The organism is Croceicoccus ponticola, assembly GCF_004004515.1.
Classification (GTDB): domain Bacteria; phylum Pseudomonadota; class Alphaproteobacteria; order Sphingomonadales; family Sphingomonadaceae; genus Croceicoccus; species Croceicoccus ponticola.
Genome location: NZ_RXOL01000002.1, coordinates 231,311 through 256,508, shown reverse-complemented (window position 1 = coordinate 256,508; position 25,198 = coordinate 231,311). Strand labels below are relative to the sequence as shown.

26 protein-coding genes are annotated in these 25,198 nt (G+C 62.1%); 14 read left to right on the top strand and 12 right to left on the bottom strand.

Annotated features, from left to right (window positions below; translation table 11 throughout):
• Positions 1-9 precede the first annotated feature (9 nt).
• From rsmG to EKN06_RS07220, 4 genes are all read right to left on the bottom strand, one after another.
• Positions 10-654 (bottom strand): 16S rRNA (guanine(527)-N(7))-methyltransferase RsmG, encoded by a 645-nt coding sequence (gene rsmG, locus EKN06_RS07235; protein WP_127612221.1) that lies wholly within the window; start codon positions 652-654, stop codon positions 10-12.
• A gap of 1 nt (position 655) precedes the next feature.
• Entirely contained in the window at positions 656-2,509 is a 1,854-nt protein-coding gene (gene mnmG / locus EKN06_RS07230) for a tRNA uridine-5-carboxymethylaminomethyl(34) synthesis enzyme MnmG (protein WP_127612220.1), read from the bottom strand.
• A 68-nt stretch (positions 2,510-2,577) separates the two neighbouring features.
• The gene (gene mnmE / locus EKN06_RS07225; protein WP_240654680.1) at positions 2,578-3,837 is read right to left on the bottom strand and encodes a tRNA uridine-5-carboxymethylaminomethyl(34) synthesis GTPase MnmE; all 1,260 of its coding nucleotides are present in this window, start codon (positions 3,835-3,837) and stop codon (positions 2,578-2,580) included.
• A gap of 61 nt (positions 3,838-3,898) precedes the next feature.
• The gene (locus tag EKN06_RS07220) at positions 3,899-4,156 is read right to left on the bottom strand and encodes a DUF6489 family protein (RefSeq protein WP_205693840.1); all 258 of its coding nucleotides are present in this window, start codon (positions 4,154-4,156) and stop codon (positions 3,899-3,901) included.
• A 138-nt stretch (positions 4,157-4,294) separates the two neighbouring features.
• On the opposite strand from EKN06_RS07220, the gene EKN06_RS07215 reads away from it, so the two are divergent.
• Complete coding sequence (locus EKN06_RS07215; protein WP_127612218.1) at positions 4,295-4,993, top strand: dienelactone hydrolase family protein; 699 nt, start codon at positions 4,295-4,297, stop codon at positions 4,991-4,993.
• Between the two features lie 3 nt (positions 4,994-4,996).
• Here EKN06_RS07215 and EKN06_RS07210 read toward each other — a convergent pair whose 3' ends face one another.
• The 4 genes from EKN06_RS07210 to hemE all read right to left on the bottom strand — a co-directional run bounded on the left by EKN06_RS07210 (position 4,997) and on the right by hemE (position 8,419).
• Complete coding sequence (locus EKN06_RS07210) at positions 4,997-5,389, bottom strand: BLUF domain-containing protein (RefSeq protein ID WP_164843983.1); 393 nt, start codon at positions 5,387-5,389, stop codon at positions 4,997-4,999.
• Positions 5,390-5,408: 19 nt separating this feature from the next.
• Positions 5,409-6,662, bottom strand: a complete 1,254-nt coding sequence (gene rho, locus EKN06_RS07205) for a transcription termination factor Rho (protein WP_127612216.1) — start codon at positions 6,660-6,662, stop codon at positions 5,409-5,411.
• Positions 6,663-6,885: 223 nt separating this feature from the next.
• Positions 6,886-7,338 carry a CopD family protein gene (locus tag EKN06_RS07200; RefSeq protein WP_127612215.1) on the bottom strand — a complete coding sequence of 151 codons (453 nt, stop codon included), beginning with the start codon at positions 7,336-7,338 and terminating at the stop codon, positions 6,886-6,888.
• Between the two features lie 55 nt (positions 7,339-7,393).
• Positions 7,394-8,419 carry a uroporphyrinogen decarboxylase gene (gene hemE / locus EKN06_RS07195; protein ID WP_127612214.1) on the bottom strand — a complete coding sequence of 342 codons (1,026 nt, stop codon included), beginning with the start codon at positions 8,417-8,419 and terminating at the stop codon, positions 7,394-7,396.
• Positions 8,420-8,736: 317 nt separating this feature from the next.
• Between hemE and EKN06_RS07190 the strand changes: the two genes are divergently transcribed.
• From EKN06_RS07190 to coaE, 4 genes are read left to right on the top strand one after another with little or no spacing between them, the layout of a single operon-like run.
• Entirely contained in the window at positions 8,737-9,570 is an 834-nt protein-coding gene (locus EKN06_RS07190; RefSeq protein WP_127612213.1) for a pyruvate, water dikinase regulatory protein, read from the top strand.
• 17 nt (positions 9,571-9,587) lie between these two features.
• Entirely contained in the window at positions 9,588-10,172 is a 585-nt protein-coding gene (locus EKN06_RS07185) for a Maf family protein (protein WP_127612212.1), read from the top strand.
• Entirely contained in the window at positions 10,169-11,029 is an 861-nt protein-coding gene (gene aroE, locus EKN06_RS07180) for a shikimate dehydrogenase (protein WP_127612211.1), read from the top strand. The genes EKN06_RS07185 and aroE overlap by 4 nt, the downstream gene beginning before the upstream one ends.
• A 10-nt stretch (positions 11,030-11,039) precedes the next feature.
• The gene (gene coaE, locus EKN06_RS07175; protein ID WP_127612210.1) at positions 11,040-11,660 is read left to right on the top strand and encodes a dephospho-CoA kinase; all 621 of its coding nucleotides are present in this window, start codon (positions 11,040-11,042) and stop codon (positions 11,658-11,660) included.
• Between the two features lie 69 nt (positions 11,661-11,729).
• Here the strand turns inward: coaE and clpA are convergent, their stop codons facing one another.
• Together clpA and EKN06_RS07165 are read right to left on the bottom strand one after the other, a co-directional pair.
• Entirely contained in the window at positions 11,730-14,117 is a 2,388-nt protein-coding gene (gene clpA / locus EKN06_RS07170) for an ATP-dependent Clp protease ATP-binding subunit ClpA (protein WP_127612209.1), read from the bottom strand.
• A gap of 177 nt (positions 14,118-14,294) precedes the next feature.
• The gene (locus tag EKN06_RS07165) at positions 14,295-14,513 is read right to left on the bottom strand and encodes a DUF1192 domain-containing protein (RefSeq protein WP_127612208.1); all 219 of its coding nucleotides are present in this window, start codon (positions 14,511-14,513) and stop codon (positions 14,295-14,297) included.
• A 122-nt stretch (positions 14,514-14,635) separates the two neighbouring features.
• Here EKN06_RS07165 and EKN06_RS07160 point away from each other — a divergent pair, with 122 nt between their 5' ends.
• The 4 genes from EKN06_RS07160 (at position 14,636) to EKN06_RS07145 (ending at position 18,953) form a co-directional block, all read left to right on the top strand.
• Positions 14,636-15,628 carry an NAD(P)H-quinone oxidoreductase gene (locus EKN06_RS07160; RefSeq protein ID WP_127612207.1) on the top strand — a complete coding sequence of 331 codons (993 nt, stop codon included), beginning with the start codon at positions 14,636-14,638 and terminating at the stop codon, positions 15,626-15,628.
• Positions 15,621-16,241: a glutathione S-transferase family protein gene (locus tag EKN06_RS07155; RefSeq protein WP_127612206.1), complete on the top strand. Its 621-nt coding sequence runs from the start codon at positions 15,621-15,623 to the stop codon at positions 16,239-16,241. The genes EKN06_RS07160 and EKN06_RS07155 overlap by 8 nt, the downstream gene beginning before the upstream one ends.
• A 185-nt stretch (positions 16,242-16,426) precedes the next feature.
• Positions 16,427-17,104, top strand: coding sequence for a DUF1013 domain-containing protein (locus EKN06_RS07150; protein WP_127612388.1), 678 nt, complete (start codon positions 16,427-16,429; stop codon positions 17,102-17,104).
• A 124-nt stretch (positions 17,105-17,228) separates the two neighbouring features.
• Entirely contained in the window at positions 17,229-18,953 is a 1,725-nt protein-coding gene (locus EKN06_RS07145) for a long-chain-fatty-acid--CoA ligase (protein ID WP_240654660.1), read from the top strand.
• Between the two features lie 33 nt (positions 18,954-18,986).
• Here EKN06_RS07145 and EKN06_RS07140 read toward each other — a convergent pair whose 3' ends face one another.
• Positions 18,987-19,358, bottom strand: coding sequence for a bactofilin family protein (locus EKN06_RS07140; RefSeq protein ID WP_338068075.1), 372 nt, complete (start codon positions 19,356-19,358; stop codon positions 18,987-18,989).
• Positions 19,359-19,362: 4 nt separating this feature from the next.
• Positions 19,363-20,544 carry a M23 family metallopeptidase gene (locus EKN06_RS07135; RefSeq protein WP_240654659.1) on the bottom strand — a complete coding sequence of 394 codons (1,182 nt, stop codon included), beginning with the start codon at positions 20,542-20,544 and terminating at the stop codon, positions 19,363-19,365.
• 406 nt (positions 20,545-20,950) lie between these two features.
• On the opposite strand from EKN06_RS07135, the gene EKN06_RS07130 reads away from it, so the two are divergent.
• The 5 genes from EKN06_RS07130 (at position 20,951) to EKN06_RS07110 (ending at position 25,112) form a co-directional block, all read left to right on the top strand.
• Entirely contained in the window at positions 20,951-22,195 is a 1,245-nt protein-coding gene (locus tag EKN06_RS07130; RefSeq protein ID WP_127612385.1) for a glutamate-5-semialdehyde dehydrogenase, read from the top strand.
• The gene (locus EKN06_RS07125; RefSeq protein WP_127612204.1) at positions 22,159-22,878 is read left to right on the top strand and encodes a nicotinate-nucleotide adenylyltransferase; all 720 of its coding nucleotides are present in this window, start codon (positions 22,159-22,161) and stop codon (positions 22,876-22,878) included. The genes EKN06_RS07130 and EKN06_RS07125 overlap by 37 nt, the downstream gene beginning before the upstream one ends.
• Positions 22,879-23,005: 127 nt before the next feature.
• Entirely contained in the window at positions 23,006-23,416 is a 411-nt protein-coding gene (gene rsfS / locus EKN06_RS07120; protein ID WP_127612203.1) for a ribosome silencing factor, read from the top strand.
• A 137-nt stretch (positions 23,417-23,553) separates the two neighbouring features.
• Positions 23,554-23,976 carry a 23S rRNA (pseudouridine(1915)-N(3))-methyltransferase RlmH gene (locus EKN06_RS07115; RefSeq protein ID WP_127612202.1) on the top strand — a complete coding sequence of 141 codons (423 nt, stop codon included), beginning with the start codon at positions 23,554-23,556 and terminating at the stop codon, positions 23,974-23,976.
• Positions 23,977-23,978: 2 nt separating this feature from the next.
• Entirely contained in the window at positions 23,979-25,112 is a 1,134-nt protein-coding gene (locus EKN06_RS07110; protein ID WP_164843982.1) for a murein hydrolase activator EnvC family protein, read from the top strand.
• Positions 25,113-25,198 lie beyond the last annotated feature (86 nt).

Genomic DNA, 25,198 nt, shown 5'->3' with positions numbered 1-25,198 from the left:
AGTGGCCCCTCATCCGACCCGCCCTAACAGCCTACCAGTAATGATTCCGGATTGCGGATCGGTTACCGATTGTTCCACGTGGAACATATGCTGCCAGCCTTTTAGGTCTAACAATTCTTGGGATGCTGATCGCCCCTTCGGCAAGACCCAAGTTGTCGCGTTTGTGGAGAAGGCCGCGGATAACTTGAGGAGACGCGGCAGAGGCGCAAATGCGCGCGCGCTGATCACATCAAAACTCTCGACCTCCAATGCACTCAGATTGGCAGGCTTGATCGTGACGTTTTGTAAGTCCAGGGCATCAGCTTGCTCCTCAAGCCAAGCGGTGCGCAACGGTCGCTGCTCGACGAGCGTGAATTTTGTTTGCGGCATCACGATCGCACAGACCAGTCCCGGAAACCCCGCGCCCGTTCCGAGGTCGAGCCACGTTTCCGATGTTTCACGTGGAACATGGGAGATCAGTTGCACACTGTCCACGACGTGCCGCGTCCATGCAAAAGGCAAGGTGCCCTGTGCTACAAGGTTCTGGCGCGAATTTTCAGCCGCCAAAGATGTTAGAAATTGCTCGAATTTATCACATGCATCGGGAGAGACCGAACCAAGTTTCGAAAGCCATGCGAGCGCAGAATCTCTATCGTCATTATCGAACAAGTTCATCTCAGCCCATCTCCGCCATCCGGCGCGCATGAACCAGGACAGCCGAAAGAGCAGCTGGCGTTATGCCGGGAACGCGACCCGCGGCCGACAGGCTATCGGGTCGCGCTTGGGTCAGCCGTTCTACCATCTCTCGGGAAAGACCGGCGATGGACTGGTATGGAAAATCGCTGTCAAGACGCACAGCTTCGCTTGAACGAAGATCGCGCAGTTCAGCATCCTGTCTCAATAAATAGGGCGCATAGCGAGCGTCTTCGATGACCTCTTCAAACAGTTCATCGTCGAGGTCGTCAATGTCGCCGCCGATTAGATTTCGCGCCACAGAGTGCACACTGTCAAACCGGAGCCAATCAGCCAAAGGCGCAGATGGGAGATCCTTACGCACCTCAGCGCCACGTTCGGACAACCTGCCGGGCGTCCAAGGCTCTCCGAGTTGACGATCGAGGTTCGCTTTTCGCTGGGCTCTATTGGCGAACCATTCTGCCCTCACAGCGCCAAGGCAACCGACATCCCGAGCCATAGGCGTCAGCCTGCTTGAGGCATTATTGGCTCGCAAACGCAGCCGATATTCGGCTCGTGCTGTTAGCATGCGATAAGGTTCGGTTACGCCATTCAAAGTAAGATCGTCCACCATAACAGCCATGTAGCTGTTGGCACGGTCCAGCTTGGGAAACTCTTTCCCAACAACCGCACAAGCTGCACCTAGTCCGGCCATCAACCCCTGCGCAGCCGCCTCTTCATATCCTGTCGTACCGTTTACCTGACCAGCACAATAAAGGCCGGGCAGCGCCCTCACCTCTAGCGATCGATGCAGTGCGCGGGGATCAATGTGGTCATACTCGACCGCATAGCCCGGGACCGCCATCGCGACCCGTTCCAGTCCTTCGATCGTGCGAAGCATGGTGAGCTGGACGTCCGTCGGAAGAGAGGTGCTGACACCGTTTGGATAAACCAGATGATCGGAAAGACTCTCCGGCTCCAAAAAGATCTGATGCGAGTCACGATCGGCAAAGCGGTGGATCTTGTCTTCGATAGACGGGCAGTATCGTGGACCGCGTGCATCGATTGCACCACTGAACAAAGGCGAACGATCGAGCCCGGCGCGGATAACATCATGTGTCGCCAAATTGGTGCGCGTAATGGCGCAGAACACTTGTGGGTTGAGCCGATCTGAAACCATCGGAGACATCGTCCATCTTTCAGGGTCCGATGGCTGCTGCTCAAGCTTACCCCAATCAATCGTGCGCCCATCAAGTCGCGGCGGCGTACCCGTCTTCAAACGCTGCATCGGCAGGTCCGCTTCGCGCATCTGTTCTGCCAAGCGATGCGCCGCCCCCTCGCCAATCCGTCCGCCTTCCAGAACCTCTTCGCCGCGAAAGAGCCTCCCACCCAAAAACGTGCCGGTACACAACACGACCGACTTTGCTGCCAGTTCCGTCTGGTCAGCCAATATTACACCGGCCACACGCCCAGCCACAAACCTCAGTGCGGCCACCTCGCCTTCGATTTCCGCCAGGTTTTCCTGAGTTCGAACCATCTGCTGGATGGCTGCCATGAACAGCCGACGGTCCGCCTGTACGCGCGGGCCTTGGACGGCGCTCCCCTTGGATCGGTTGAGCATGCGGTAATGGATGGCAGCGGCATCGGCTGCTCGTGCGATCAAGCCGTCGAACGCATCAACTTCACGGACGAGATGGCCCTTTCCCAAGCCACCAATAGCGGGGTTGCACGACATCGCACCAGTTCGACCCTTGTCAAACGTGACAAGCGCCGTACGCGCACCCGCCCGCGCGGCTGCCGCGGCAGCCTCGCAGCCGGCGTGTCCGGCTCCCACAACGATTACGTCGAATTCGCTCATTGGTCCGACCTACGTCCTGACGCAGCGAACGTCAAAGGCGACGAGAAGCACATGTTCCACGTGGAACATCATTTACCGATGCAAAACTTACCGAACAGCGCGTCGAGCATATCTTCCGTTGCGGCCCGGCCGGTCAATCGGTCGAACGTGACGCGCGCAACCCGTAGTTGTTCTGCAACGATGAGCGAATCACTTGCCATCGCCGCCTCGGCAATCGCAGTCTCGGCCTCTCCGAGTAATTCGCCCTGATGGCGCGATACGGCAACTTGGCCGGGCTGCGGCATTGCCTGGAGGGCATGGCTGACGAGATCATGACGCAATTCCAAGAGCCCCTCACCCGTCACGGCAGATACCCGATGGCGGGGATTGAGCTTCGATCGGTGAAGCGGCAGATCCACCATCGTCTCGAGATTCCAAGCCGAGGCGGGTGCGTCGTCGTCTGGCCCCAACCACAAAACGAGGTCTGCTTGCGCCAATTCCCGGCGCGCTCTCTCTATCCCGATGCGTTCGATCTGATCCGACGTATCATCGCGGATGCCGGCAGTATCCGAGAATAGAAACGGGACCCCACTTATCGATACAGAACGCAGCAAAATATCGCGCGTCGTGCCGGCGATAGGCGTCGCTATCGCTGCGTCTTCTCCAATTATGGCGTTGAAAAGGCTACTTTTTCCGGCATTGGGAGGCCCTGCGATCGTTACCCGGTAACCCTCTTTCAGAACTTCCGCGCGTGGTGCCTGAAGCCACTGTCCGATCTCGTTCGCCAACGCCAGGCAACGCGCCATGAAAGCAGGCGGCAAATCAGCCACGTCGTCTTCATCCGAAAAATCGAGATCAGCCTCGACCATGGCCGCAAGCGAGAGCAATTCGATACGCCATGCCTCCACCTGCCCCGAAAGCGCGCCACTGGCGAGCGCCTGCGCATTGCGACGCTGCAGTTCGGTCTCCGCCGAAAGCAGATCGGCAAGGCCCTCAGCCTCGGCAAGATCGAGCCGTCCATTGGAAAAAGCCCGGCGCGTGAACTCCCCCGGCTCTGCCCGACGTAATCCGGCGATAGCTGCGAGCGCCTGTTCCACAGCCGCGATGACCGCCCTGCCACCGTGCAGGTGCAATTCGGCACAATCTTCCCCGGTCGCGTTGTCGGGACCGGGGAGAAACAAGACCAGCGCTCGATCCAGCACATCACCCGAATCGGGATCACGCAATGTCCGGACTTTCGCCGTGCGCGCCGGCGGAACGCTTCCGCCCAATCGCGTTAGCGCCAGACCAGCATCAGGCCCGCTGACCCGAATGACTGCGATCGCCGCAGGCGGGCTGCCGCTCGACAATGCAAAGATGGTATCGACGCTCATGCCGCGCGACGTAGCGCGCATGGGCCGACCGTAAAAGTCAGTTCTTTTTCGGCGTGCTCGATCCGAAGGCGGCCTTGGCCCCGCTTTCCATTATCTGTTGGAACATGCGCAAGCCCATCTCACCCATTGGTGCGAAACCCTTGATGAGATCCTGTACCTGATCGATGCTACCGGCACCTTTCATCGCGTTGACCAGGCTGTCGACGTAAACGTCATTGGCACGGCTGACATCCGGCAATCCCATGAACCGACGTGCTTCTTCGGGTGTGCACTCGACTTCGACATTCACTTTCATCGATGCTCGTTCCCTCAATGTGCCGGCGCCATTTCACTACGCGCGACAAGCTTTACGTCGGGGCAAGCTGTCACAGCCCACTGGCAAAGTCCATCGCGCCCATATATCCCGTGGCAAAACGCAACAAAGGACACTGAGATGACCGAGACCGCACGCATCGCAACGCTCGACGGGACCGACAACTTCGGTGCTTACGTGGCCCGTCCCGACGGCACGCCGAAGGCTGCCATCATCGTCATTCAGGAAATCTTTGGGGTAAATGCGGGCATCCGCCGCAAGTGCGACAAGTGGGCCGAAGCGGGCTATCTTGCCGTGGCTCCGGACCTTTTCTGGCGCATCGAACCCGGGATCGAGCTTGATCCCGACGTGGACAGTGAAATGGCGCGGGCGTTCGAGCTGTTCGGCCTCAACAAAACGGATGAAAACATCCGCGATATCGAAGCCACGATCCACTGGATCCGCCGGGAAGCGCGCGTCGCAAAAGTCGGCGCGGTGGGATACTGCCTTGGCGGGAAACTGGCCTACATGACTGCGACGCGCACTGATATCGATGCTTCGGTCGGCTATTACGGCGTCATGATCGACCAGATGCTGAACGAATCACACGCCATCGCCCATCCGCTCATGCTGCATATACCGACCGCCGACGGATATGTGTCAGCCGAGGCACAAGCCAAGATGCATGAAGGGCTCGACGGGCATCCCAAGGTCACGTTGCACGACTATGTGGGGCTGGATCATGGCTTCGCGACCGAAACCGGCAAGCGCCGCGATGACGAAGCCGCTCAATTGGCTGACGAGCGAACGGTTCGATTTTTTGCGGAAAACCTGGGCTGAGGTTCAGCCTGGCGCGACGAAACCATAGAACTGGTCCCGCACTCCGGGATCGATAGTGCCAGGCACCATTCGGGTAATCGTATGGCGACGCGCGTCGTGAGCGTTGTCGAGATGCACCCAACGCATCGACCAGATCGGAAAGCTTCGCCGCTCTGCCGCCGCGTCGTGCATAACGATCACTTCACGATGGCGAACATCGGCGTAGAGCCGATCCATAAGACTTGAAACCGCGACGTCCGACCCTTCGATGAACTGCATAAAACGCAGTCCGTCGAAGAGCAGGATGCCGGTAATCCGGTCGAGAGAATTGCGATATTGCGACGCCCCCACGATCATGCGCACGTCACGTTCGACGATGCCGGCAACCGCCTTGCTGGTATAAAGCAGTTGCCTCACGCGATCTCGCCGGTCGAACTTACTGATTCATGGTCGCAAAGAAGTCTTCGTTGGTCTTCGAATCCTTCATCTTGTCGAGCAGGAATTCCATCGCGTCGATGGTGCCCATCTGCATCAGAATGCGGCGTAGGACCCACATCTTGGACAAGTTGTCCTTGCTGACCAGCAGCTCTTCCTTACGCGTGCCGGACTTGCCGACGTCCAGAGCGGGGAAGATGCGCTTGTCCGCGACCTTGCGATCCAACACGATTTCCGAGTTACCGGTGCCCTTGAATTCTTCGAAGATGACTTCGTCCATGCGGCTGCCGGTGTCGATCAGCGCGGTGGCGATGATGGACAGCGAACCGCCCTCCTCGATGTTACGCGCCGCGCCGAAGAAGCGCTTGGGACGCTGTAGCGCGTTGGCGTCGACACCGCCGGTCAGCACCTTGCCCGACGACGGGACCACGGTGTTGTAGGCGCGGCCAAGACGCGTGATCGAATCGAGCAGGATGACGACGTCGCGCTTGTGCTCGACTAGGCGCTTGGCTTTTTCGATCACCATTTCAGCGACTTGCACGTGGCGCTGGGCCGGTTCGTCGAAAGTCGACGAAATGACTTCGCCCTTCACCGAGCGCTGCATGTCGGTGACTTCTTCCGGCCGTTCGTCGACGAGCAGGACCAGCAGGAACACTTCCGGATGGTTGTCGGTGATCGCCTTGGCGATATTCTGCAACAGCACGGTCTTACCCGTACGCGGCGGCGCCACGATAAGCGCGCGCTGACCCTTGCCCTGCGGACTGATGATATCGATCACGCGCGCCGACTTGTCCTTCACCGTCGGGTCGACGGTATCGAGAACCAGCTTCTCGTCGGGATAGAGCGGCGTCAGGTTATCGAAGTTGACGCGATGGCGCACCACGTCCGGATCGTCGAAATTGACCTTCAGTAGCTTCGTGAGCGCGAAATAGCGTTCGCCGTCGCGCGGGGCGCGGATTTCGCCTTCGACCGTGTCGCCGGTGCGCAGCTGAAACTTGCGGACCTGGTTCGGCGAAACATAGATGTCGTCGGGCCCGGCAAGGTAGTTCGCCTCGGGGCTGCGGAGGAATCCGAAACCGTCCGACAACACTTCGATCGTGCCGATGCCGAGGATTTCCTCGTCCTCGGCGACTTCCTTCAGAATGCCGAACATCAGGTCCTGACGGCGCATGGTCGAAGCGCCTTCGACGCCCAGTTCCTCGGCCATTTCGACTAGCGCGGCGGGGGTTTTCTGCTTGAGTTCCTTGAGGTGCATATCTCGAATATTCCGTTAGGGGCTGGCGGATCCCGCGTGCCTTGCATCGATCGATCGACAGGCGCGGGGGGCCTTGGTCTATGGGCTTGGTGAAAGCGGACCTGATCGCACCGCCGGCAGCCCGGCAATCACGATCCGCGGCAGGACGCCGCTGATGCCTAAATAAGCCTCGCCAGGCCGATCGTCAATCGCGCGTAAGCGCAAAAACGACGCGCACCGACGGTCACGTCAGGTAAAATCGCCCGATGACGACAGTGGTGACGATCAGGATCGCGGCGATTCCGGGCACTTCGTTCAACAGCCGCAATTGCTTGCCCGTCAGGGTCGGTTCGCCGCGCGCCAGACGCTTGGCATAAACGGACATCCACCCGTGATAACCCGACAACGACAGCACGAAGAGCAGCTTGAGGTGGAACCACCCCTGCCCCCATGCATCGGCGGTAAAGGCCAGCGCGAGCCCGAATACCCAGACCATCACGATGGCCGGATTGAGGATGATCTTGCGCAGGCGCGATTCACGTTCGACCCAGCGCGTCGCCTCTTCCGATCCGGCGAGCGCTTCCTGATGATAAACGAAAAAGCGAGGCAGCATGAACAGGCCGGCCATCCAGAAGATCACGAAGACCAGGTGGCCGACTTTCAGCCAGGGATAGAGCAAGGCCAGAACCTCCTGCATGGATTATCGAATAAGGGTTCGACGCGATCGGCGCAAACCCTGACCCACAATAACCTCAGCGAGACCAGCTGCGGACTGTGGCCACCAATTCCTCGACATGGGTAATCGGCGTTTCCTTGCCGATGCCGTGGCCAAGGTTGAAGACGTGCGGCCGGTCGGCAAAACAGTCGAGCACGAAGCGCGCGCGATCCGTCATACGCCTGCCGCCCGCCAGCAACAGCAGTGGATCGAGATTCCCCTGCACCGGCATGTTCGCGGGCAATTCGCGCGCGGCCCAGACCGGATCGACCGTTTCGTCAACGCCCACCGCATCGACCCCGGTTTCCCGCGCATAGGCGACCAGTTTCTCACCCGAACCCTTGGGGAAACCGATGACCGGCACGTCGGGGCGCTGCGCCTTGAACCGGTCGACGATCCCCGCATTCGGCGCGATGACCCAACGTTCGAATTCATCGGGAGCAAGGCTGCCAGCCCATGAATCGAACAGCTGCACAGCCTCTGCGCCCGCATTGGCCTGTCCGACCAGATATTCGACCGTAACGTTGGCAATCGCGTCTATGATCGCCTTGAACGCGACGGGATCGCCATAGGCCATGGCTCGCGTCTCATGCTGATCGCGGCTGCCTTCGCCGTTCACCATGTAGGTCGCGACCGTCCATGGCGATCCTGCAAAGCCCAGCATGGTCTTGGTCGGATCGAGCCGCGCTGCGCAAAGTTCTACCGTGCGATAGATCGGCGCTAAGCGTTCGGGCACCATTTCCAACGAGGCCAGCGCCGCATCGGCAAGGCGCGGCGACAGATGCGGGCCTTCGCCGGCAAGGAATTGTAGATCCTGGCCCATCGCATAAGGGACGATCAGGATATCGGAAAACAGGATCGCGCCGTCGAACCCGAACCGGTCGATCGGTTGCAAAGTGACTTCGGCCGCGGCTTCGCAATCGTAGACAAGGTTGAGAAAACCGCCCTTCTCCGCACGCAAGGCACGGTATTCGGGCAAATATCGCCCTGCCTGACGCATCAGCCAGAGGGGGCGGTGGGACGCATTCGTCCCTTTCAGGGTGTCGAGTAAAAGACCGGGCATGGACGCCTCAAGACAACAATAAATAAGTTTTTAAAAGAGCTGTTGAAGTTAGTTGGCCCTGTGGAAACTGGGGATTAGCGCGCCCTGCCCGATTTATCCCGCGCTGACCACTCCCAATCGGGTTGGGCGAATCCGGTCGGTTGCGTGGTCAAACGATAGTTGTCTGCCTTACCCACAGGCTGTGGGCGGAATCGCGGCCTGTCCAGAAATACCCTGTATGAAATCAGGGACAGCGGGGACCGTTCCGCCGCTTTGACTTGTCCCTCTGTCTGTCCCGTGGTTTATCCCGGTCCCTGTCCACAGGCATCCGGAACCGCATGACCAAGCTACACCTTCACCTCCTGTCCGATTCGACCGGCGAGACGCTGGAGATGATCGCCAAGGCCGCATTGTCGCAATTCGAAGGCGTCGATGTCGAGCGGCACTTCTGGCCGATGGTTCGCTCGCATCAGCATCTCGATCGGATCATGTCGGAAATCACGCAATTCCCGGGGCTGGTGATCTTTACGCTGGTGAATCAGGAAATCCGCGTGAGCCTCGAGGCGGCCTGTGCCGAGGCGAAGATGGCGACGGTATCGGCGCTCGACGCGGTAACGACCTGCCTTTCGCGCGTCCTGGGCCAGGAACAGTTGCATCGTCCGGGCCGCCAACATCAGATGGACGACGCCTACTTCCGCCGGGTCGAAGCGATCCAGTTCACCATTGCGCACGATGACGGCCTGTTGTGGGAAGAATGGGAGGAATCCGACATCATTCTGGCGGGTGTGTCGCGCACGTCGAAGACCCCGACGGCGATCTATCTCGCCAATCGGGGCTTTCGCTGCGCCAATATACCCATCGTCCCCCAATCGCCGCCGCCGCCTGCGCTGTTCCGGCTAAAGCGTCCGATGGTCGTCGGCCTGACCACGTCCCCCGACCGGCTGGTGCAGGTGCGCCGCAATCGTCTCCTGTCGCTCAATCAGGCGCCCGAAACCGATTATGTCCAAAAGGACATGGTGGAGGACGAAGTACGCTATGCCCGCCGCATGTTCGCGGACAACAACTGGCCGGTGATCGATGTCACGCGTCGCTCGATCGAGGAAACCGCCGCCGCGGTCATCAACCTGCACAACGAACGCCGGATTGAACGCACCGGACCGAAACCGGTATGAATGCCAAGGCCGGCTCGATGATCGTCCTCGCATCGAAAAGCGCGTCGCGACAGGCGATGCTAGCCGCAGCGGGCGTTGCGTTCGAGGCGGTGCCCGCCGATGTCGACGAACGCGCGCTCGAAACGGCGATGAACGGCGCATCGGCCGACACCATCGCCGACAGCCTGGCCGAAGCGAAGGCGTTGGCGGTGGCGCACCAGCGGCCCGGCGCGCTAGTTCTGGGCAGCGATTCGCTTGTCGTGGTCGACGGACAGCGGTTCGACAAACCGGCCAGTCGCGAAAATGCGGCCGAGCATCTCCGTTTCTTTTCCGGGCGAACGATGGAACTGCACAGCGCCGTCGTGCTCGTCCGCGACGATCGGGTCGTGGCCCGCATAGCCCGCATCGCACGGCTGAAGGTGCGCGAGCTTTCCGACGCGTTCATCGAATCCTATCTCGATGCCGAGTGGCCCGAAGTCGCCTATTGCGTCGGTGTCTTCCGCATAGAGGCATTGGGCCCGCAGTTGTTCGAAAGCATCGACGGTGACCAGTTCACCGTGCTCGGCATGCCGCTGCTCGACGTTCTGGCGGTCTTGCGCGCCGAAGGGGTTCTGCCGTCGTGAGCGACAGTGTGTCCTATGCCGAAGTGATCGGCGATCCGATCGCGCAATCGAAATCGCCCGCTATCCACGGATTCTGGCTGGAAAAAGCCGGGATCGCGGCGGAATACCGGCGTTGTCATGTGCGCTCTAACGAATTGGCCGATTATATCGCATCGCGCCGCGTCGATCCCCATTGGCGCGGTTGCAACGTGACGATGCCGCACAAACAGGCGATCATGCCGCTCCTCGACCGGATCGAGCCGGTGGCCGCACGGATCGGGGCGGTAAATACCGTGGTGCCAAGGGATGGCGCGCTGATCGGGACCAACACCGACGCGGCAGGCTTTCTCGAACCGCTGCGCGCCGATCTGGCAAAGCCGCACTATTTCCGCATGGCACGGATCATCGGCACGGGTGGCGCGGCGCGGGCGATCATCGCCGCGCTGGCGGACGAAGGGATGGTACTGGTCGTCGCCGGACGCGATCCGGACAAGGCGCGGGCGTTGCTGGACGAATTGGACCCCAAAGGCGAACATCACGTCGCCCCGCTCGACCATTTTGCCGCCGCGACCGAATTCGCTTTCGACGATCGCGCGGGATGCTTTGATCTAGTGGTCAACGCGACGTCGCTCGGCATGGTCGGCCAACCGCCGCTGAACTTCGATTTCAGCCACGTGCCGCCCGGATCCGTATGTTACGACATCGTCACCGCCCCGCTGGAGACGCCGTTTCTGGCAGAGGCGAAGGCGCGCGGTTTGCGTACCATTGACGGGCTGAACATGTTGATCGGGCAGGCCGCTGTCGCGTTCGAGCGGTTCTTTGGCCAGCCGGCACCCCGCGACGATGACGACGCGCTGCGCCGGATGCTGACCGCATGACGGGGCATCCATGACCCGCACCGGCCCGCGCCCCTTCATCCTCGGTCTCACCGGCTCTATCGGCATGGGCAAATCGACGGTGGCAAGAATGCTGCGCGACCTTGGCGTGCCGGTGTTTGATGCGGATGCCGAAGTCCACCGTATGCAGGGGCCGAACGGTAGGCTGTTGCCCGCGATAGAGGCCGCCTTCCCCGGATTGACCGGCCCCGAAGGCGTCAAGCGCGCCGAACTGGGCGCGCTGGTATTTGGGGACAGCGACGCGCTTTCGCGGCTTGAGGCGATCGTCCACCCCGCCGTCGTGGCGGAGCGTTCGGACTTCATCGATGCAAATTGGCACGAACCGCTGATCGTGTTCGACGTGCCCTTGCTGTTTGAAAAGACCGGCAGGGCAGGAATGGACGCGGTCGTGGTCGTATCGGCCCCTGCGGATGAACAGCGCCGCCGCGTTCTGGCGCGACCGGGCATGACCGAAGACAAATTCGCCGATATCCTCGCACGCCAGATGCCCGACGGCGAAAAGCGCCGCCGCGCCGATTACGTCATCGACACCGGCGCATCGCTCGATAACACCGGCGCGCAAGTCGCGCGGATGGTTGAGAGCCTGCAATTGCGGCCCAAGGACGACGGCTGACAAGAGAAAGGCGGCCCCGCAGGACCGCCTTTCCGCTCATCGACTTATGCGGGCCATCTCGGCCCGAAATCATTCGGCCTGATCGTCGCCATGGTCCGAGGTCTCGTCCGATTTTACGGGCGTGTCCCCCTTCTTCACGGTGCGCTGTCGGCGCTTCACGACTTTCGGAGGCGCGGGCGTGAGTTCGAACGCCAGAACCGGTGCGCCATCCTCATCCTTGGTCGAAACGTGGACTTCGCCGCCTTGCGACAGTTTGCCGAACAAAAGTTCTTCGGCCAGCGGCTGCTTCACCTTGTCCTGGATCAGGCGGCTCATCGGGCGGGCGCCGAACATCTTGTCGTAACCGCGTTCCGCCAGCCAGCTGCGCGCATCGCTGTCGAACTGGATATGGACGTTCTGGTCCGCCAGCTGCAGTTCGAGCTGGAGGATGAATTTGTCCACCACGCGGCTGACGATCGCCCGGCCAAGGTATGCGAACGGCACGATGGCATCGAGACGGTTGCGGAATTCCGGGGTGAAAAGCTTTTTCACCGCGTCTTCGCCCGCGTCGAGTTTCGACACGTCGCCAAAGCCGATGCCGCTTTTCGCCATGTCCGCCGCGCCAGCGTTGGTCGTCATGACCAGCACGACGTTGCGGAAATCCACGGTCTTGCCGTGATGATCGGTCAGGCGGCCATTATCCATCACCTGCAACAGGATGTTGAACAGGTCGGGATGCGCCTTTTCGATTTCGTCGAGCAGCAGGACGCAGTGCGGCTGCTGATCGATAGCATCGGTCAGAAGTCCGCCCTGATCGAACCCGACATAGCCCGGAGGGGCACCGATCAGGCGGCTGACCGAATGACGCTCCATGTATTCGGACATGTCGAACCGTTGCAGCGGGATGCCCATGATGTCGGCCAACTGCCGTGCGACTTCGGTCTTGCCGACGCCGGTGGGGCCGGAAAACAGGAACGAACCGATCGGCTTGTCCGGATCGCGCAGACCCGCACGGCTCAGCTTCATCGCGGTGGAAAGCACCTCGATCGCCTTGTCCTGCCCATAGACGACCTGCTTCAGATCGCGCTCAAGGCTTTGCAGCGCCTTCTTGTCGTCCTTCGACACCGATTTTGCAGGGATGCGGGCCATCGTCGCGATAACCTGTTCGATTTCGCGCGCGGTGATCGTTTTCTTGCGGCGGCTGGGAGGGACCAGCATCTGCATTGCGCCGACTTCGTCGATGACGTCGATCGCCTTGTCCGGCAGCTTGCGGTCATTGATGTAACGGGCCGAAAGCTCGACCGCTGTCTTGATCGCGTCGGGTGTGTAGCGAACCTGGTGGTGATCCTCGAACGCCGATCGCAAGCCCTTGAGGATCTTGATCGTGTCTTCGACCGTCGGTTCGTTCACGTCGATCTTCTGGAACCGGCGCAGCAGAGCGCGGTCCTTTTCGAAGTGGTTGCGGAATTCCTTGTAAGTGGTCGACCCGATGCAACGGATCGTGCCGCCCGACAATGCAGGCTTCAGCAGGTTCGACGCATCCATCGCCCCGCCGCTGGTTGCGCCAGCGCCGATGACGGTGTGGATCTCATCGATGAAGAGGACCGCCTCGGGCATCTTTTCGAGTTCGTTGACGACCTGTTTCAGCCGTTCCTCGAAATCGCCGCGATATCGCGTCCCGGCCAGCAGCGCGCCCATGTCGAGCGAATAGATCACCGCATCGAGCAGCACTTCGGGCACGTCGCCTTCGACGATCTTGCGGGCAAGACCTTCGGCAATCGCAGTCTTGCCGACGCCGGGATCGCCGACATAGAGCGGGTTGTTCTTCGACCGGCGGCACAGGATCTGGATCGTGCGATCCACTTCGGGACCGCGCCCGATCAAGGGATCGACTTTACCGGCCAGCGCCTTTTCATTGAGGTTGACGGTAAACTGGTCGAGCGCCGAATCCTTCTTGCCCTTGGCGGCTTCGGTCTTTTCTTCCTGCTTCGCTTCTTCCTCGTTGCCGGATTTGGCGCTGCGCTGTTCGACGGCGCGCCCCGATTTGCCGATGCCGTGGCTAATGAAGCTGACGGCGTCCAGACGGCTCATATCCTGCTGCTGCAGGAAATAGACGGCATAGGAATCGCGTTCCGAAAACAGCGCGACGAGCACGTTGGCGCCGGTCACCGTGTCCTTGCCCGAAGACTGCACGTGGAGGATCGCCCGCTGGATCACGCGCTGGAACCCGGCGGTCGGCGACGGATCGGCCTTGTCCGCGGTTTTCAGCGACTGGTATTCCTGGTCAAGGTACTGCTTTACCACACCGGTCAGTTCGGGAAGATCAACCCCGCACGCGTCCATGACTTGCGCAGCATCCGGGTCTTCGACGAGCGCGAGCAGAAGATGCTCCAGCGTCGCGTATTCGTGGCTGCGTTCAGCAGCGTTGGCGAGCGCTGAATGGAGCGTCTTTTCGAGGCTCTGGGCAAATGATGGCATCGTGTCAGGCCCTTTCTGTGCCGGGGGAGCGTGTCCATCTGCCGTTATAACCGACTGGGTCTGAACGAACGGCAAACGATATGCATTTTGCAGTGCAGCACAATTGCTGCACATGCGTAAAGAGAAATGCGACGTGTGAGTGCCCGACTGCCGATTTACGGCTTTGGGCACGTCCGGTCATGCTGGCGGGCTACCCGATCTTGGTCCGCCGAAAAGCGCGTCGGCGGCCTGTCTGTGGGCTGCCGCTTTTTCCATATGGGTCCGCGTGCGGACAATTTCCGCATCGAGTTGCGCTATGCGAAATTCCAGCTCGTCCTGCGAATAGCTGTCCAGGCTTTCGCTGGAGAGGCGGCTGGCAAAGTCACCGCGTGTCCGGGGGCGATCGTCGTCGTCCATCTTGCAATGCCAATCTTGGGTTTCGGCGGCTTGCTGTCAACCTGTCCGACGAGTAGTCAACCGATTGCGCGTGGGAAAATCGACATTCACGTGCAAAATTGGGGTCTTTCAAGGGGAATACGATGCTGCCGGAAGCGATGACGGCGATCCAGATCGACGGTGCCGGGGGGCCCGAAGTGCTGGTTTCGAAACAGGTGTCCGTGCCGCGCCCTGCCGCCGGGCAAGTGTTGATCAAGGTCGCGCATGCCGGCGTCAACCGGCCCGACGTGATGCAGCGCAAAGGGCTTTACCCGCCGCCGCCGGGTGCACCGGATATTCCCGGACTGGAAATCGCCGGCACTGTCGTGGCGCTGGGCGACGGGGTCGATCCCGCGATGATGGACACATTGCAATGCGCTCTCGTCATCGGGGGTGGTTATGCCGAGTATTGCCTCGCCATGGCCGCGCACTGCCTGCCAGTGCCCGACGGGCTTTCGCTGGCAGAGGCGGCGGCGCTTCCCGAAACGCTGTTCACCGTGTGGCACAACGTATTCGAACGAGGACTTGCCGCCGATGGCGACTGGTTGCTGGTTCATGGCGGCACCAGCGGGATCGGGTCGATGGCGATCAGCCTTGCCAACTTGTTCGGGGTGCGAATCATCGTCACCTGCGGCAGCGACGAAAAGTGTGACGATGCACGCCGGATAGGGGCGCGCCACGCGATCAATTACAAGACGCAGGATTTCGTGGCCGAAGTCATGCGAATCACCGACGGACATGGGGCTGACGTCGTGCTCGACATGGTTTCCGGCGATTACGTCGCGCGGAACATCGATTGCATGGCCGACGATGGCCGCCACGTTAGCATCGCGGTGATGGGTGGCCCCAAGGCGACGATCCCGATGCACAAGGTGATGCTGAAGCGGCTGACCCTGACCGGATCGACACTGAGAGCGCGGCCCGACAAGTTCAAGGCGGCGGTCGCCGAGGAGATTCGCGACACGGTCTGGCCATTCGTCGTCAGCGGTCAGCTTCGCCCGGTGATGGATCGCAGCTTTGCCTTGCGCGACGTGGCATCTGCCCACGAACGGATGGATGGCGGCGACCACGTCGGTAAGATCGTGCTCGATGTCTGAACGACTGGTCCTTCACGAAGACCCGGTCAGCGGAAATTGCTACAAGATCCGCCTGACCGCCGCCTTGCTGGGCGTTTCGTTGGAGCGCCGACAATACGATATCCTGGCGGGGGAAACGCGGACCGGCGAATTCCTGCGGGACGTTAACGCCAACGGTCGCATCCCGGTCTTGCAGGTGGGGAGCCGCTTCCTGCCCGAAAGCAACGCGGCGTGTTGGTATCTCGCCGACGGATCGGCCCTTATCCCGGAAGATCGGTTTGCCCGGGCCGACGTTTTGCGCTGGATGTTTTTCGAGCAATACAACCACGAACCGAACGTTGCGACTTTGCGTTTCTGGCTCCGCATCGTCGGTCTTGCGCACCTGACCGATGCGCAACGCAGCCAGATCGGCGCCAAGCGTACGGGCGGGGAAGCGGCGCTGGAACTGCTCGACACCGAACTGGCAAGCCGCGACTGGCTGGTCGGTAAAAGCGTCTCGCTCGCCGACATCGCGCTCTATGCCTATACCCACGTCGCGAACGAAGCGGGCTTTGATCCGGGCCGCTATCCGGCTATCGGAAGGCGGCTCGATCGGGTCGCCGCGCTGCCCCGATATGTCCCGATGACAGCCTGAAGCGCGCCTTGGTGCGATGCACCCTTGCCCAAAGAGCGCGCATCCCCTAAATCAGTTCGGCAAGCGGCCGCTCCGGAAAGGGGCGGCCCTTATCGTTTTTGCCGCCCGTAACGCGTCCAATCGCATGCGTCGGGCCCTTGCTTCGAGAGGTTGCTCGCGTGAGCCAGAATCAAGCCACACCGTTGATGCCGCACGCCACGGCCAGCTGGCTGGTCGACAATACCGGCCTGACCTTCGAACAGATCGCCGGTTTCTGCGGCCTTCACATTCTTGAGGTTCAGGCCATGGCCGACGACCTTGCCGGTGCGAAATACACCGGCCGCGACCCGGTTCGCGCAGGCGAACTGACGAACGAAGAGATTGAGAAGGGTCAGAACGACCCGACCTACAAGTTGAAGATCCACAAGGCGCCCGTACAGATCCAGCGTACGAAGGGTCCGCGCTACACCCCGGTGTCCAAGCGGCAGGACAAGCCCGATGGCATCGCGTGGATTCTGCGCAATCATGCGGAGATGAGCGATGCGCAGATCGGCAAGCTGATCGGCACGACTCGCAACACGATCACCGCGATTCGCGAACGTTCGCACTGGAACATCCAGAACATCAATCCCAAGGACCCGGTGACGCTCGGCCTCTGTTCGCAGCGCGAGCTTGATGCCGCGGTCGCCAAGGCGGCGAAGAAGGCCGGCATCGAAACCGAAGTCGTTCCCGATTCGAAGCTGGTCGACGACAAGCAGGCCCTGATCGACGAACTGAAGAAAGAACGCGAGGACGCCGCCCGCGCCACTGTCGTCGCCGCGCAAGAGGCTGAAGCCGAAGCCTGGCTCGCCGCCCGCCGCGAAGAGGGCGTTCCCGAACGCTGACAACCTAATGTGCCGTTACGGCATCGTGAAAGGCCCGGCCCCGCAATCGCGGCGCCGGGCCTTTTGCTGCGCGTGCGAGGCGGCTGGGTTGTCGTCGCCTCGATAAAAGTCCACAATAACTGACATGAATGTAAATAACATGGAGAGGATGCTGCCCGGCGAATGGCCGAGAGAAGCATCGCCAAGCAATTATCGCCACCCGATCGCGTGGGACAGCGACTTTGAACCGATGTCGTTGCCCGACTTGTTCGAGCGCGGCGTCGGCATTGCCGGCAATCGCAAGATCGTCGATTTCTACGGTCGCCGGACCAGTTATCTCGACATACATGCCGAGGCGCAGCAGGTTGCCGCCGCGCTGCAGCGGGCAGGGGTCGGCAAGGGAGATCGGGTCGGCCTGTTCCTGCCCAACGTGCCGGTCTATCTCGCCGCCTATTACGGCATCATGATCGCGGGCGCGACGGCGGTGAACTTCTCGCCGCTTTACACGGTGGAGGAACTGGCTGCGCAAGTCGCGGATTCGGGCGTGACCATCCTGTTCACCATCGATTCGTCTGCGCTTTTGCCGACCGCACAGGCGGTGCTCGAATGTTCGGGGCTGAAGACACTGGTTGTCGAAAGCCTGGCCGACATGTTGCCACGGCTCAAATCGGCGCTGCTGCGTATCGTCGGCCGCCGCCAGATTACCGCCATTCCTGCCGACGATAGCCGGATCGTTGCCTATGCCCGGTTCAAGGCAGGCTGCGCAAAGCCGGAACCGGTCACCATCGATCCCGAAAAAGACATCGCGGTCCTGCAATATACCGGCGGGACAACTGGGTTGCCCAAGGGCGCCATGCTGACCCACCAGAACATCAGCGCCAACGCGCGTCAGACGCTGCGCGTGGACGTGCACAGGGGCGAACGAGACATCATGCTCGGCGTCCTGCCGATGTTCCATATCTTTGCGAACATCGTCGTGCTCAATCGCACGGTGCTGGACGGCGGGATGATCGTGATGCTGCCGCGTTTCGACGCGCGCCAGACGCTAAAGGCGTTGGGCCGCGTGCGCGCCACATCGCTGCCCGGCGTGCCTACGATGTATCAGGCGCTGCTCGACCATCCCGACGTGACGAAAACGGATTTCACCACTCTGCGGATCTGCATATCGGGCGGTGCGCCCCTGCCGCTGCCGTTGAAACGCAAGTTCGAGGACGCGACCGGAGCGCATGTGATCGAAGGGTACGGCCTGACCGAATCGTGCATCGTGTCGACCAATCCGTTCGAAGGGCACAATTTCGAAAAGCCCGGCACGATCGGCCAGCCGCTGCCGCAGACCCGCGTGCGGCTGCTGGACAAGGAAGACCCGACGCGCCTCGCCCCACCGGGAGAGCCGGGCGAACTGGCGATCAAGGGCCCGCAGACGATGGTCGGGTACTGGCGCCGCCCCAACGACGACAGCGTGTTTGCCGACGGTTATCTGCGCACCGGTGACGTCGCCACCATCGATGCCGACGGGTTCATCACCATCGTCGACCGGATCAAGGACATGATCAGCGTCGGCGGGTTCAAGGTCTTCCCCAGCCAGATCGAGGATATCATCCTTGCGCGCGACACGGTGAAGGAAGCGCTCGTCATCGGCATACCCGACAGCTATCTCGGCGAAGTGCCCAAGGCTTATGTCACGCTGGTCGACGGGGCGAGCGAGGATGCGACGGTCCTGCGCGACTGGATCAACGGTCAGGTGGGGAAGCACGAACGCCTGCGCGCCGTGGAATTCCGCGACGAATTGCCCAAGACGATGATCGGAAAGCTGGACCGCAAGGCCCTGCGCGCCGAAATCAGTCAAGCTAAGGCAGCGCCGGCGGATTGAGGCTCTTAACCTTCAGCCCGCCAAAGTTGCGGTTCAATTGGCGAGGCTGAGCACCGGTTCGCCGTCCGACTTCTTCGCGGAGCCTTGCGGGCGCTGGGCAAACTTGCCTTCGACGCAGGCGCCCTGTTCGATGGTCAGCGTGTCGTAGAAAACGTCGCCGGTGATCTTCGCGCTTTTCAGCACGACCAGCGTCTTGGCCGTGATTGCACCTTCGATCGTGCCTGCCAAACGGGCTGACTCCGCCGTGATCGTGCCGCTGATCCGGCTCTTTTCGCCTTGCACGAGCGTGCCGCAATCGATGTCGCCCTCGACGCTCCCGTCGATGTGCAGGTCGTCGGTGGCCGAAATGTCGCCCTTGATCTTGATATCGGCGCCGAACACCGAAAATGTCGAAGTGCTTGCCACGGGATTAGCCATTTTCTGCGGGCGCGTAGGCTCCGCCGTTTTGTTTTTCTGCGAGAACACGGTTCGCTCCAAGCAGGCTTGCGCCCTTTTCCAGCATGGGACGCGGATTGACCGCGCGATTGTTGATGCGGACCTCGAAATGGAGGTGCGGCCCCGTCGAGCGACCGGTCGAACCGATCAGGCCGACTACGTCGCCGGCCGCGACCGGATCGCCGATCCGCGCCTTGAACTTAGACATGTGAGCATAGCGGGTCATCAGCCCATTGCCATGGCTGATTTCCACGACTTTGCCGTATCCGCCCTTCCATCCGACGAAGCTGACCTTGCCCTTGGCCGTTGCATGGATCGGCGTGCCGACGGGGCCCCGGAAATCGAGGCCCTGGTGCATGGCGCTGTGGCCATTGAACGGGTCGCGGCGGAAACCGAAGCCCGACGAGATCATGTCGATGCTGGCGGGCAGCACGTTGGGAATACCCTGAAGCCCGCGTTCAAGCGCGCTCATCCGCGCGAGCGAAAGGCCCAGCTTTTCGAACCGGGGGTCGATGCCGCGGTCGCCGCTCGCGAAAGCTTCGAACGGGCCACCCATCGCGAACCTGTCGGCGTTACGGGTAATGGCCTTGGGATCGAGCCCGAGAGTGCGGATAGCCGATTCGGCCTGGGCCGCACGGCGATCGGCAAGCCGGGTCAATCCTTCGACGAAGGCGAGCTGGCGTGCTTCCATCCTGGCAAGGCCTGCGGCTTCGGGGATCGCGACGCTGACCTTGTCGATGGTGCGGCGGCTTTCCCCGGTGCTGTCCTGAACCCCGGTCACGTCCTTAACCGTCGGCAATTCGCCGAGGTGGCTTTCGACCATGTCGTCGATAAAATCCTGCCGGTGGGAAAGATCCTTGGCAACATCGCCCAGATCGTCGCGATAAGCGGCAACGCGGCTTTCGGCGCTGGTGATCTTGGCTTCGCGGCTGGCAAGCTCTGTCGCGTTGCGATGCTGGAGCCATTCGTTGACGATTGCGGTGGCCATGGTCCCGGTCCACACCAAGGTGAGGGCGGCGATGGCGGCGGCGCCACGCTTCTGGAATTTGGAGCTAATGCGGACAAACCGCACCTGGCCCTGTGACCGCATGATGAATTCGCGATCCGGAAACCAGTTCTGCAAGCGGGCTGAAAGCCCGCTGAAGGCCTGTGTCACGTTTAACCCCGTGTCCCAATCAACCTCGCCAAGGGTGCAAGGTTTTCCCGTCGGGGCTTTGGCTATCAGCGCTAGGGTTAACGTCGAGTTCCGAAATCTGTCTTTCGGGTGAACCGTGGGACCGGCGGGGTGAATTGAGGCAAAAGTGTGAATTTATCGACAGTGTCCCGGGAACGGACAGTACGCCAATGTGTTTCGCGCCCCACTTTCGGCTGGTCGAATCCCATGCCGGAAAGAATCGCAACGGTTGGCTCAATAGGATCGCGGACGTGCCGGCACAGCCAACCCATCCGCAAAATCGCTGACAAGGCGGTCGCATGATGATAGGCGCGCGGTCATGACCTTGCACCAAGACAATCCGGTTCGCGAAGCAGCGGACAAGCCGGCCGAAGCCGCCGCAGACACGATGCGCGATCTTATCGCCGACATGGCCGCCCGCGGGCGTTCGGCTCAGCGCGTGCTGGCGGCGATGACCGATGCGCAAAAAGGCGACGCCCTGCGCCATGCGGCAGCGGCCTTGCGCGATGCGGCCCCGGCCATACTGTCCGGAAACGCCAAGGACATCGCGGCGGGAGAGGCGCGGGGGCTTTCGTCCGCCATGCTCGACCGGTTGCGGCTGGATGATGCGCGGCTGGCGGGCATCGCCGATGCGGTAGAACAGGTCGCGGGTCTACCCGATCCGGTCGGTCAGGTGATCGACCGTTCCGAACGGCCCAACGGGTTGCGCTTGTCGCGGGTGCGCGTCCCCATTGGCGTAATCGGCATTGTCTACGAAAGTCGCCCGAACGTGACAGCCGATGCGGCGGCGCTGTGCGTGCGCGCCGGAAACGCTGTGATCCTGCGCGGCGGGAGCGAGGCGGTGCATTCCAACCGTGCGATCCTTGCCGCTCTGGCTGCCGGGTTGGCGAAGGGCGGGATTCCCGAAGACGCGGTGCAATTGATTCCGACACAGGATCGTGCGGCGGTCGGCGCGCTGCTTCAGGCATCGGGCGCGGTCGACATGCTTGTGCCTCGCGGGGGCAAATCGCTCGTCGCCCGCGTTCAGGCAGAAGCGCGGGTGCCCGTGCTCGCCCACCTGGACGGTATCTGCCACACTTACATCCACACCGCCGCCGCGCCCGACATGGCAGAGGCGGTCGCGCTGAATGCCAAGATGCGGCGCACCGGCATTTGCGGCGCGATGGAGACGCTGTTGATCGACGCGGCCTATCCCGGCGCCAGCGCGCTGGTCGGCAAGTTGCTCGACGCCGGCTGCGAGCTTCGCGGCGACGGCAGGGCGCAGGCGCTCGATCCGCGGATCGTGGCCGCGACGGACGAAGACTGGGACACCGAATATCTCGAAGCCGTGCTGTCGGTGGCCGTGGTCGATGGACCGGATGCCGCGATGGCGCACATCGCCGCGCATTCGTCGGGCCATACCGATGCGATCGTGACGGCGGACGATGCGGTGGCGGAACGGTTCCTAAACACCGTCGATTCCGCGATCGTCATGGCCAATGCATCCAGCCAGTTTGCCGACGGCGGCGAATTCGGTCTGGGTGCGGAGATCGGCATCGCGACGGGGCGGCTGCACGCGCGCGGACCGGTCGCTCTCGAAGGGTTGACCACCTATAAATGGCAAGTGCGCGGAAGCGGCCAGACGCGGCCCTGACTGGGGCGGAACGTGAGCACCGGGCCGAAGGCGTGACAGCACCGATCTATACCGGGCTTCTGGGCGGCAGCTTCAATCCGGCCCACGGCGGCCATCGGCGAATCACCTTGTCGGCGATGGCGGCGCTGGGTCTGGACGAGGCATGGTGGCTGGTCAGCCCGGGCAATCCGCTGAAACCGAAAAAGGGCATGGCGCCCTTGCCCGCGCGCATCGCGTCGGCCCGGCATCAGGCGCGCCGCGCACCGATTCGCGTCACCGCGATCGAACGCGATCTGGGCACCGTCTACACTACGGAAACGCTGCTCGCGCTTGTTCGCCGCTATCCCAAACGGCGGTTCGTCTGGTTGATGGGCAGCGACAATCTGGCGCAGTTTCATCGCTGGAAAGACTGGCGAAAGATCGCGCGCACCATGCCGATTGCGGTAATTGCGCGTCCGGGGTATGATGCGCGTGCCGTGACAAGCCCTGCCACGGCCTGGCTCCGGCCTTACCGGGTTCCGGCAGCCAGATTGAGAAACCGGGGAAGTTGGAGCGCACCGGCACTGGTGTACCTGGCATTCGATCCCGACCCGCGCTCGGCAACAGCCCGGCGGATGGCAGAGCCCGATTGGGCCGATGCCTGGTCTACGGCTCATCCGCGTGATGCGGTGACCCGTAGAGTGGTCTCGGGGGACCCGGCTTGAACCGCGCGCTTTCCAGCGTTCGACCCTCAGCCAAATTCCGGTTTCGCGCGACCTGCATGGTGCAGGCCGGGGGCGGCTGTTGCCGCCGCCGATTGAATGGCAGTTCCAAGGAGCCTACATCTACCTCATGAATACGGCCCAAGCCATGCCGGAAAATTCCGGCTTTGCCACACCCGCGAACGGAGTCGCCGAAATCGACGCCGAACCCGGATCGCTCCACGCTCTGGTGCTTCAGTCGCTTGACGACGACCAGGCGCAGGACATCGTTTCCATCCCACTTGCCGGGAAAAGCTCCATCGCGGACTTCATGGTCATCGCGAGCGGTCGCTCCAGCCGTCAGGTGACCGCCATGGCCCAGAAACTGGCCGAGCGGGTAAAACACGGCGGTTTCGGCCCGTCTCGTATCGAAGGTCTGCCCGCGGCTGACTGGGTGCTGATCGATGCCGGCGACGTCATCGTCCACTTGTTCCGTCCCGAAGTGCGTTCGTTCTACAATCTCGAACGGATGTGGGGCTTTGGCGAGGGCGGTAACGCCTGAACGCAGCTCGATCGGGGCCTGGTCCGGCCCTGATTTGCGCCCGTGCGTCCCTGCGTTTCCCGCCGTCAGCGCGTCTGACCCGGGAAAAGGGCGGGCGGCGCTGGACGCGAATTGACCCGACGGTGTAACAGGCCCGCATGCGCCTGCACGTCATCGCTCGCGGCAAGATCGGCCGATCGGCAGAGGCCGAGCTGGTGGCGCGCTATGCCAAGCGCGTGACCTGGCCGATGAAATGGACCGAGCTGCCCGACACGGGCGGCACGGTGCCTCCTCCTCTGACACCGGCGAAGGAAGTCTTGCTCGACGAGCGGGGACGACAAATGTCGTCCGAGGACTTTGCGAATCTGCTCGAACGCTGGCGCGACGACGGGGCGCGAGAGGCCCGTTTCCTGATCGGCGCGGCCGATGGGCACGGGGCCGCGGCGCGCGAAGATGCCGACCTGTTGCTGGGTTTCGGGCCGATGACATGGCCGCACCTGATGGTTCGCGCGATGCTGGCCGAACAGCTGTGGCGCGCGACCAGCATTCTTGCCGGTCATCCCTACCACCGGGCCGGATGACGATGCGCTGGCGGCTTATCGTCCTCGCCCTTGCGCTGATGCCTGCTGCGGCAGGCGCGGTGACGAACGCAGATCGCTTGCGAGAGGTGGAGGCCGCCCGCGCGTTGGCCGAAAAGCAGGCGGCGCGATATTCCGACCAGGCCCGACTGATCGAAGATCGCGCGCAAAAGGCAGAGGCGCGCGCCAATCGCCTTGCCGCGCAAGTGACAGAGGCCGAAGCGCGGTTCGAAGCCGCGCAGATCCGCGCGAGCATTGCCGATAACCGGCTGGCGGTGCTGCGCGATGACCTTGCCCGCAGTCGTGCGCCGCTGTCGCGGATGATGGCCGCGCTGCAGCGGCTGGCGCGCAGGCCGACCTTGCTGCTGGTCATGCGCCCGTCGTCGATCCGCGATTTCGTGCGGATGCGCTCGATGGTTGCAGGGCTCCAGCCGCAGATCGCCAGCCGAACCGAAGACTTGCGCAAAAACCTTGCGACGGCGCGCAACCTTGCCGTCGAAGCCGACCGGGCGAGGGCAGAGGGTCAGAAGGCGCGAACCGATCTCGCCCAGCGGCGCAAGGCGTTGGAGGAGCTGGGCGCGCGGCATCACGTGACCGCGCAAGAACTGGTCAACGCCGCTGGAAAGGCGCAACGCGAGGCGACTTTGCGCGGGGCGCAGGCGGCATCAATCGGCGAACTCGTGGCCGAAGAGCGTGCAGGAGCGCAGACGCTGGCTGCGTTGACGGCATTGCCGGTTCCGAACCTTCTGGGACAGGGATCAGCGGAAAGCAGGACCGATGCCGCAAACGTCCCCCGCGTTCCCGTCGCGGGGCGCATGCTGGCGGGATATGGCGAACGTGACGCAGCGGGCGGACGCAGCAAGGGCATCACCATCGCGCCGGAGCCGGGAGCGGTGGTCGTTGCGCCGCTGGCCGGAGAAGTCGCCTTTGCCGGACCGTTTCGCGGCTATGGCACGGTCGTCATCCTGCGCCATGCGGGCGGGCGGACCAGCCTGATAGCCGGGCTAGGTGCTGCGAATGTTGTGACTGGGCGCAAAGTGCGGCGCGGCGAAACCATCGGATCGGCAGCCCGGTCCGACCCCGCGATCCTGTACGAACTGCGTCGGGGGCGGCGAACGATCCATCCGCTGATGCCGTAATCGCGATCGGCCCCATCACGATTCTGCATGAAACGTGCGCAAATCCCGCCATCTGGCGTTAAGCGTTCACAGGTTATACATTGACC

Coding starts and splice junctions, on each gene's coding strand:
- rsmG (WP_127612221.1), bottom strand. CDS start 654: ATGAACTTGTTCGATAATGACGATAGAGATTCTGCGCTCGCATGGCTT.
- mnmG (WP_127612220.1), bottom strand. CDS start 2,509: ATGAGCGAATTCGACGTAATCGTTGTGGGAGCCGGACACGCCGGCTGC.
- EKN06_RS07220 (WP_205693840.1), bottom strand. CDS start 4,156: ATGAAAGTGAATGTCGAAGTCGAGTGCACACCCGAAGAAGCACGTCGG.
- EKN06_RS07215 (WP_127612218.1), top strand. CDS start 4,295: ATGACCGAGACCGCACGCATCGCAACGCTCGACGGGACCGACAACTTC.
- rho (WP_127612216.1), bottom strand. CDS start 6,662: ATGCACCTCAAGGAACTCAAGCAGAAAACCCCCGCCGCGCTAGTCGAA.
- EKN06_RS07200 (WP_127612215.1), bottom strand. CDS start 7,338: ATGCAGGAGGTTCTGGCCTTGCTCTATCCCTGGCTGAAAGTCGGCCAC.
- hemE (WP_127612214.1), bottom strand. CDS start 8,419: ATGCCCGGTCTTTTACTCGACACCCTGAAAGGGACGAATGCGTCCCAC.
- EKN06_RS07190 (WP_127612213.1), top strand. CDS start 8,737: ATGACCAAGCTACACCTTCACCTCCTGTCCGATTCGACCGGCGAGACG.
- EKN06_RS07185 (WP_127612212.1), top strand. CDS start 9,588: ATGATCGTCCTCGCATCGAAAAGCGCGTCGCGACAGGCGATGCTAGCC.
- coaE (WP_127612210.1), top strand. CDS start 11,040: ATGACCCGCACCGGCCCGCGCCCCTTCATCCTCGGTCTCACCGGCTCT.
- clpA (WP_127612209.1), bottom strand. CDS start 14,117: ATGCCATCATTTGCCCAGAGCCTCGAAAAGACGCTCCATTCAGCGCTC.
- EKN06_RS07165 (WP_127612208.1), bottom strand. CDS start 14,513: ATGGACGACGACGATCGCCCCCGGACACGCGGTGACTTTGCCAGCCGC.
- EKN06_RS07160 (WP_127612207.1), top strand. CDS start 14,636: ATGCTGCCGGAAGCGATGACGGCGATCCAGATCGACGGTGCCGGGGGG.
- EKN06_RS07155 (WP_127612206.1), top strand. CDS start 15,621: ATGTCTGAACGACTGGTCCTTCACGAAGACCCGGTCAGCGGAAATTGC.
- EKN06_RS07150 (WP_127612388.1), top strand. CDS start 16,427: ATGCCGCACGCCACGGCCAGCTGGCTGGTCGACAATACCGGCCTGACC.
- EKN06_RS07145 (WP_240654660.1), top strand. CDS start 17,229: ATGAATGTAAATAACATGGAGAGGATGCTGCCCGGCGAATGGCCGAGA.
- EKN06_RS07130 (WP_127612385.1), top strand. CDS start 20,951: ATGCGCGATCTTATCGCCGACATGGCCGCCCGCGGGCGTTCGGCTCAG.
- EKN06_RS07125 (WP_127612204.1), top strand. CDS start 22,159: ATGGCAAGTGCGCGGAAGCGGCCAGACGCGGCCCTGACTGGGGCGGAA.
- rsfS (WP_127612203.1), top strand. CDS start 23,006: ATGAATACGGCCCAAGCCATGCCGGAAAATTCCGGCTTTGCCACACCC.
- EKN06_RS07115 (WP_127612202.1), top strand. CDS start 23,554: ATGCGCCTGCACGTCATCGCTCGCGGCAAGATCGGCCGATCGGCAGAG.
- EKN06_RS07110 (WP_164843982.1), top strand. CDS start 23,979: ATGCGCTGGCGGCTTATCGTCCTCGCCCTTGCGCTGATGCCTGCTGCG.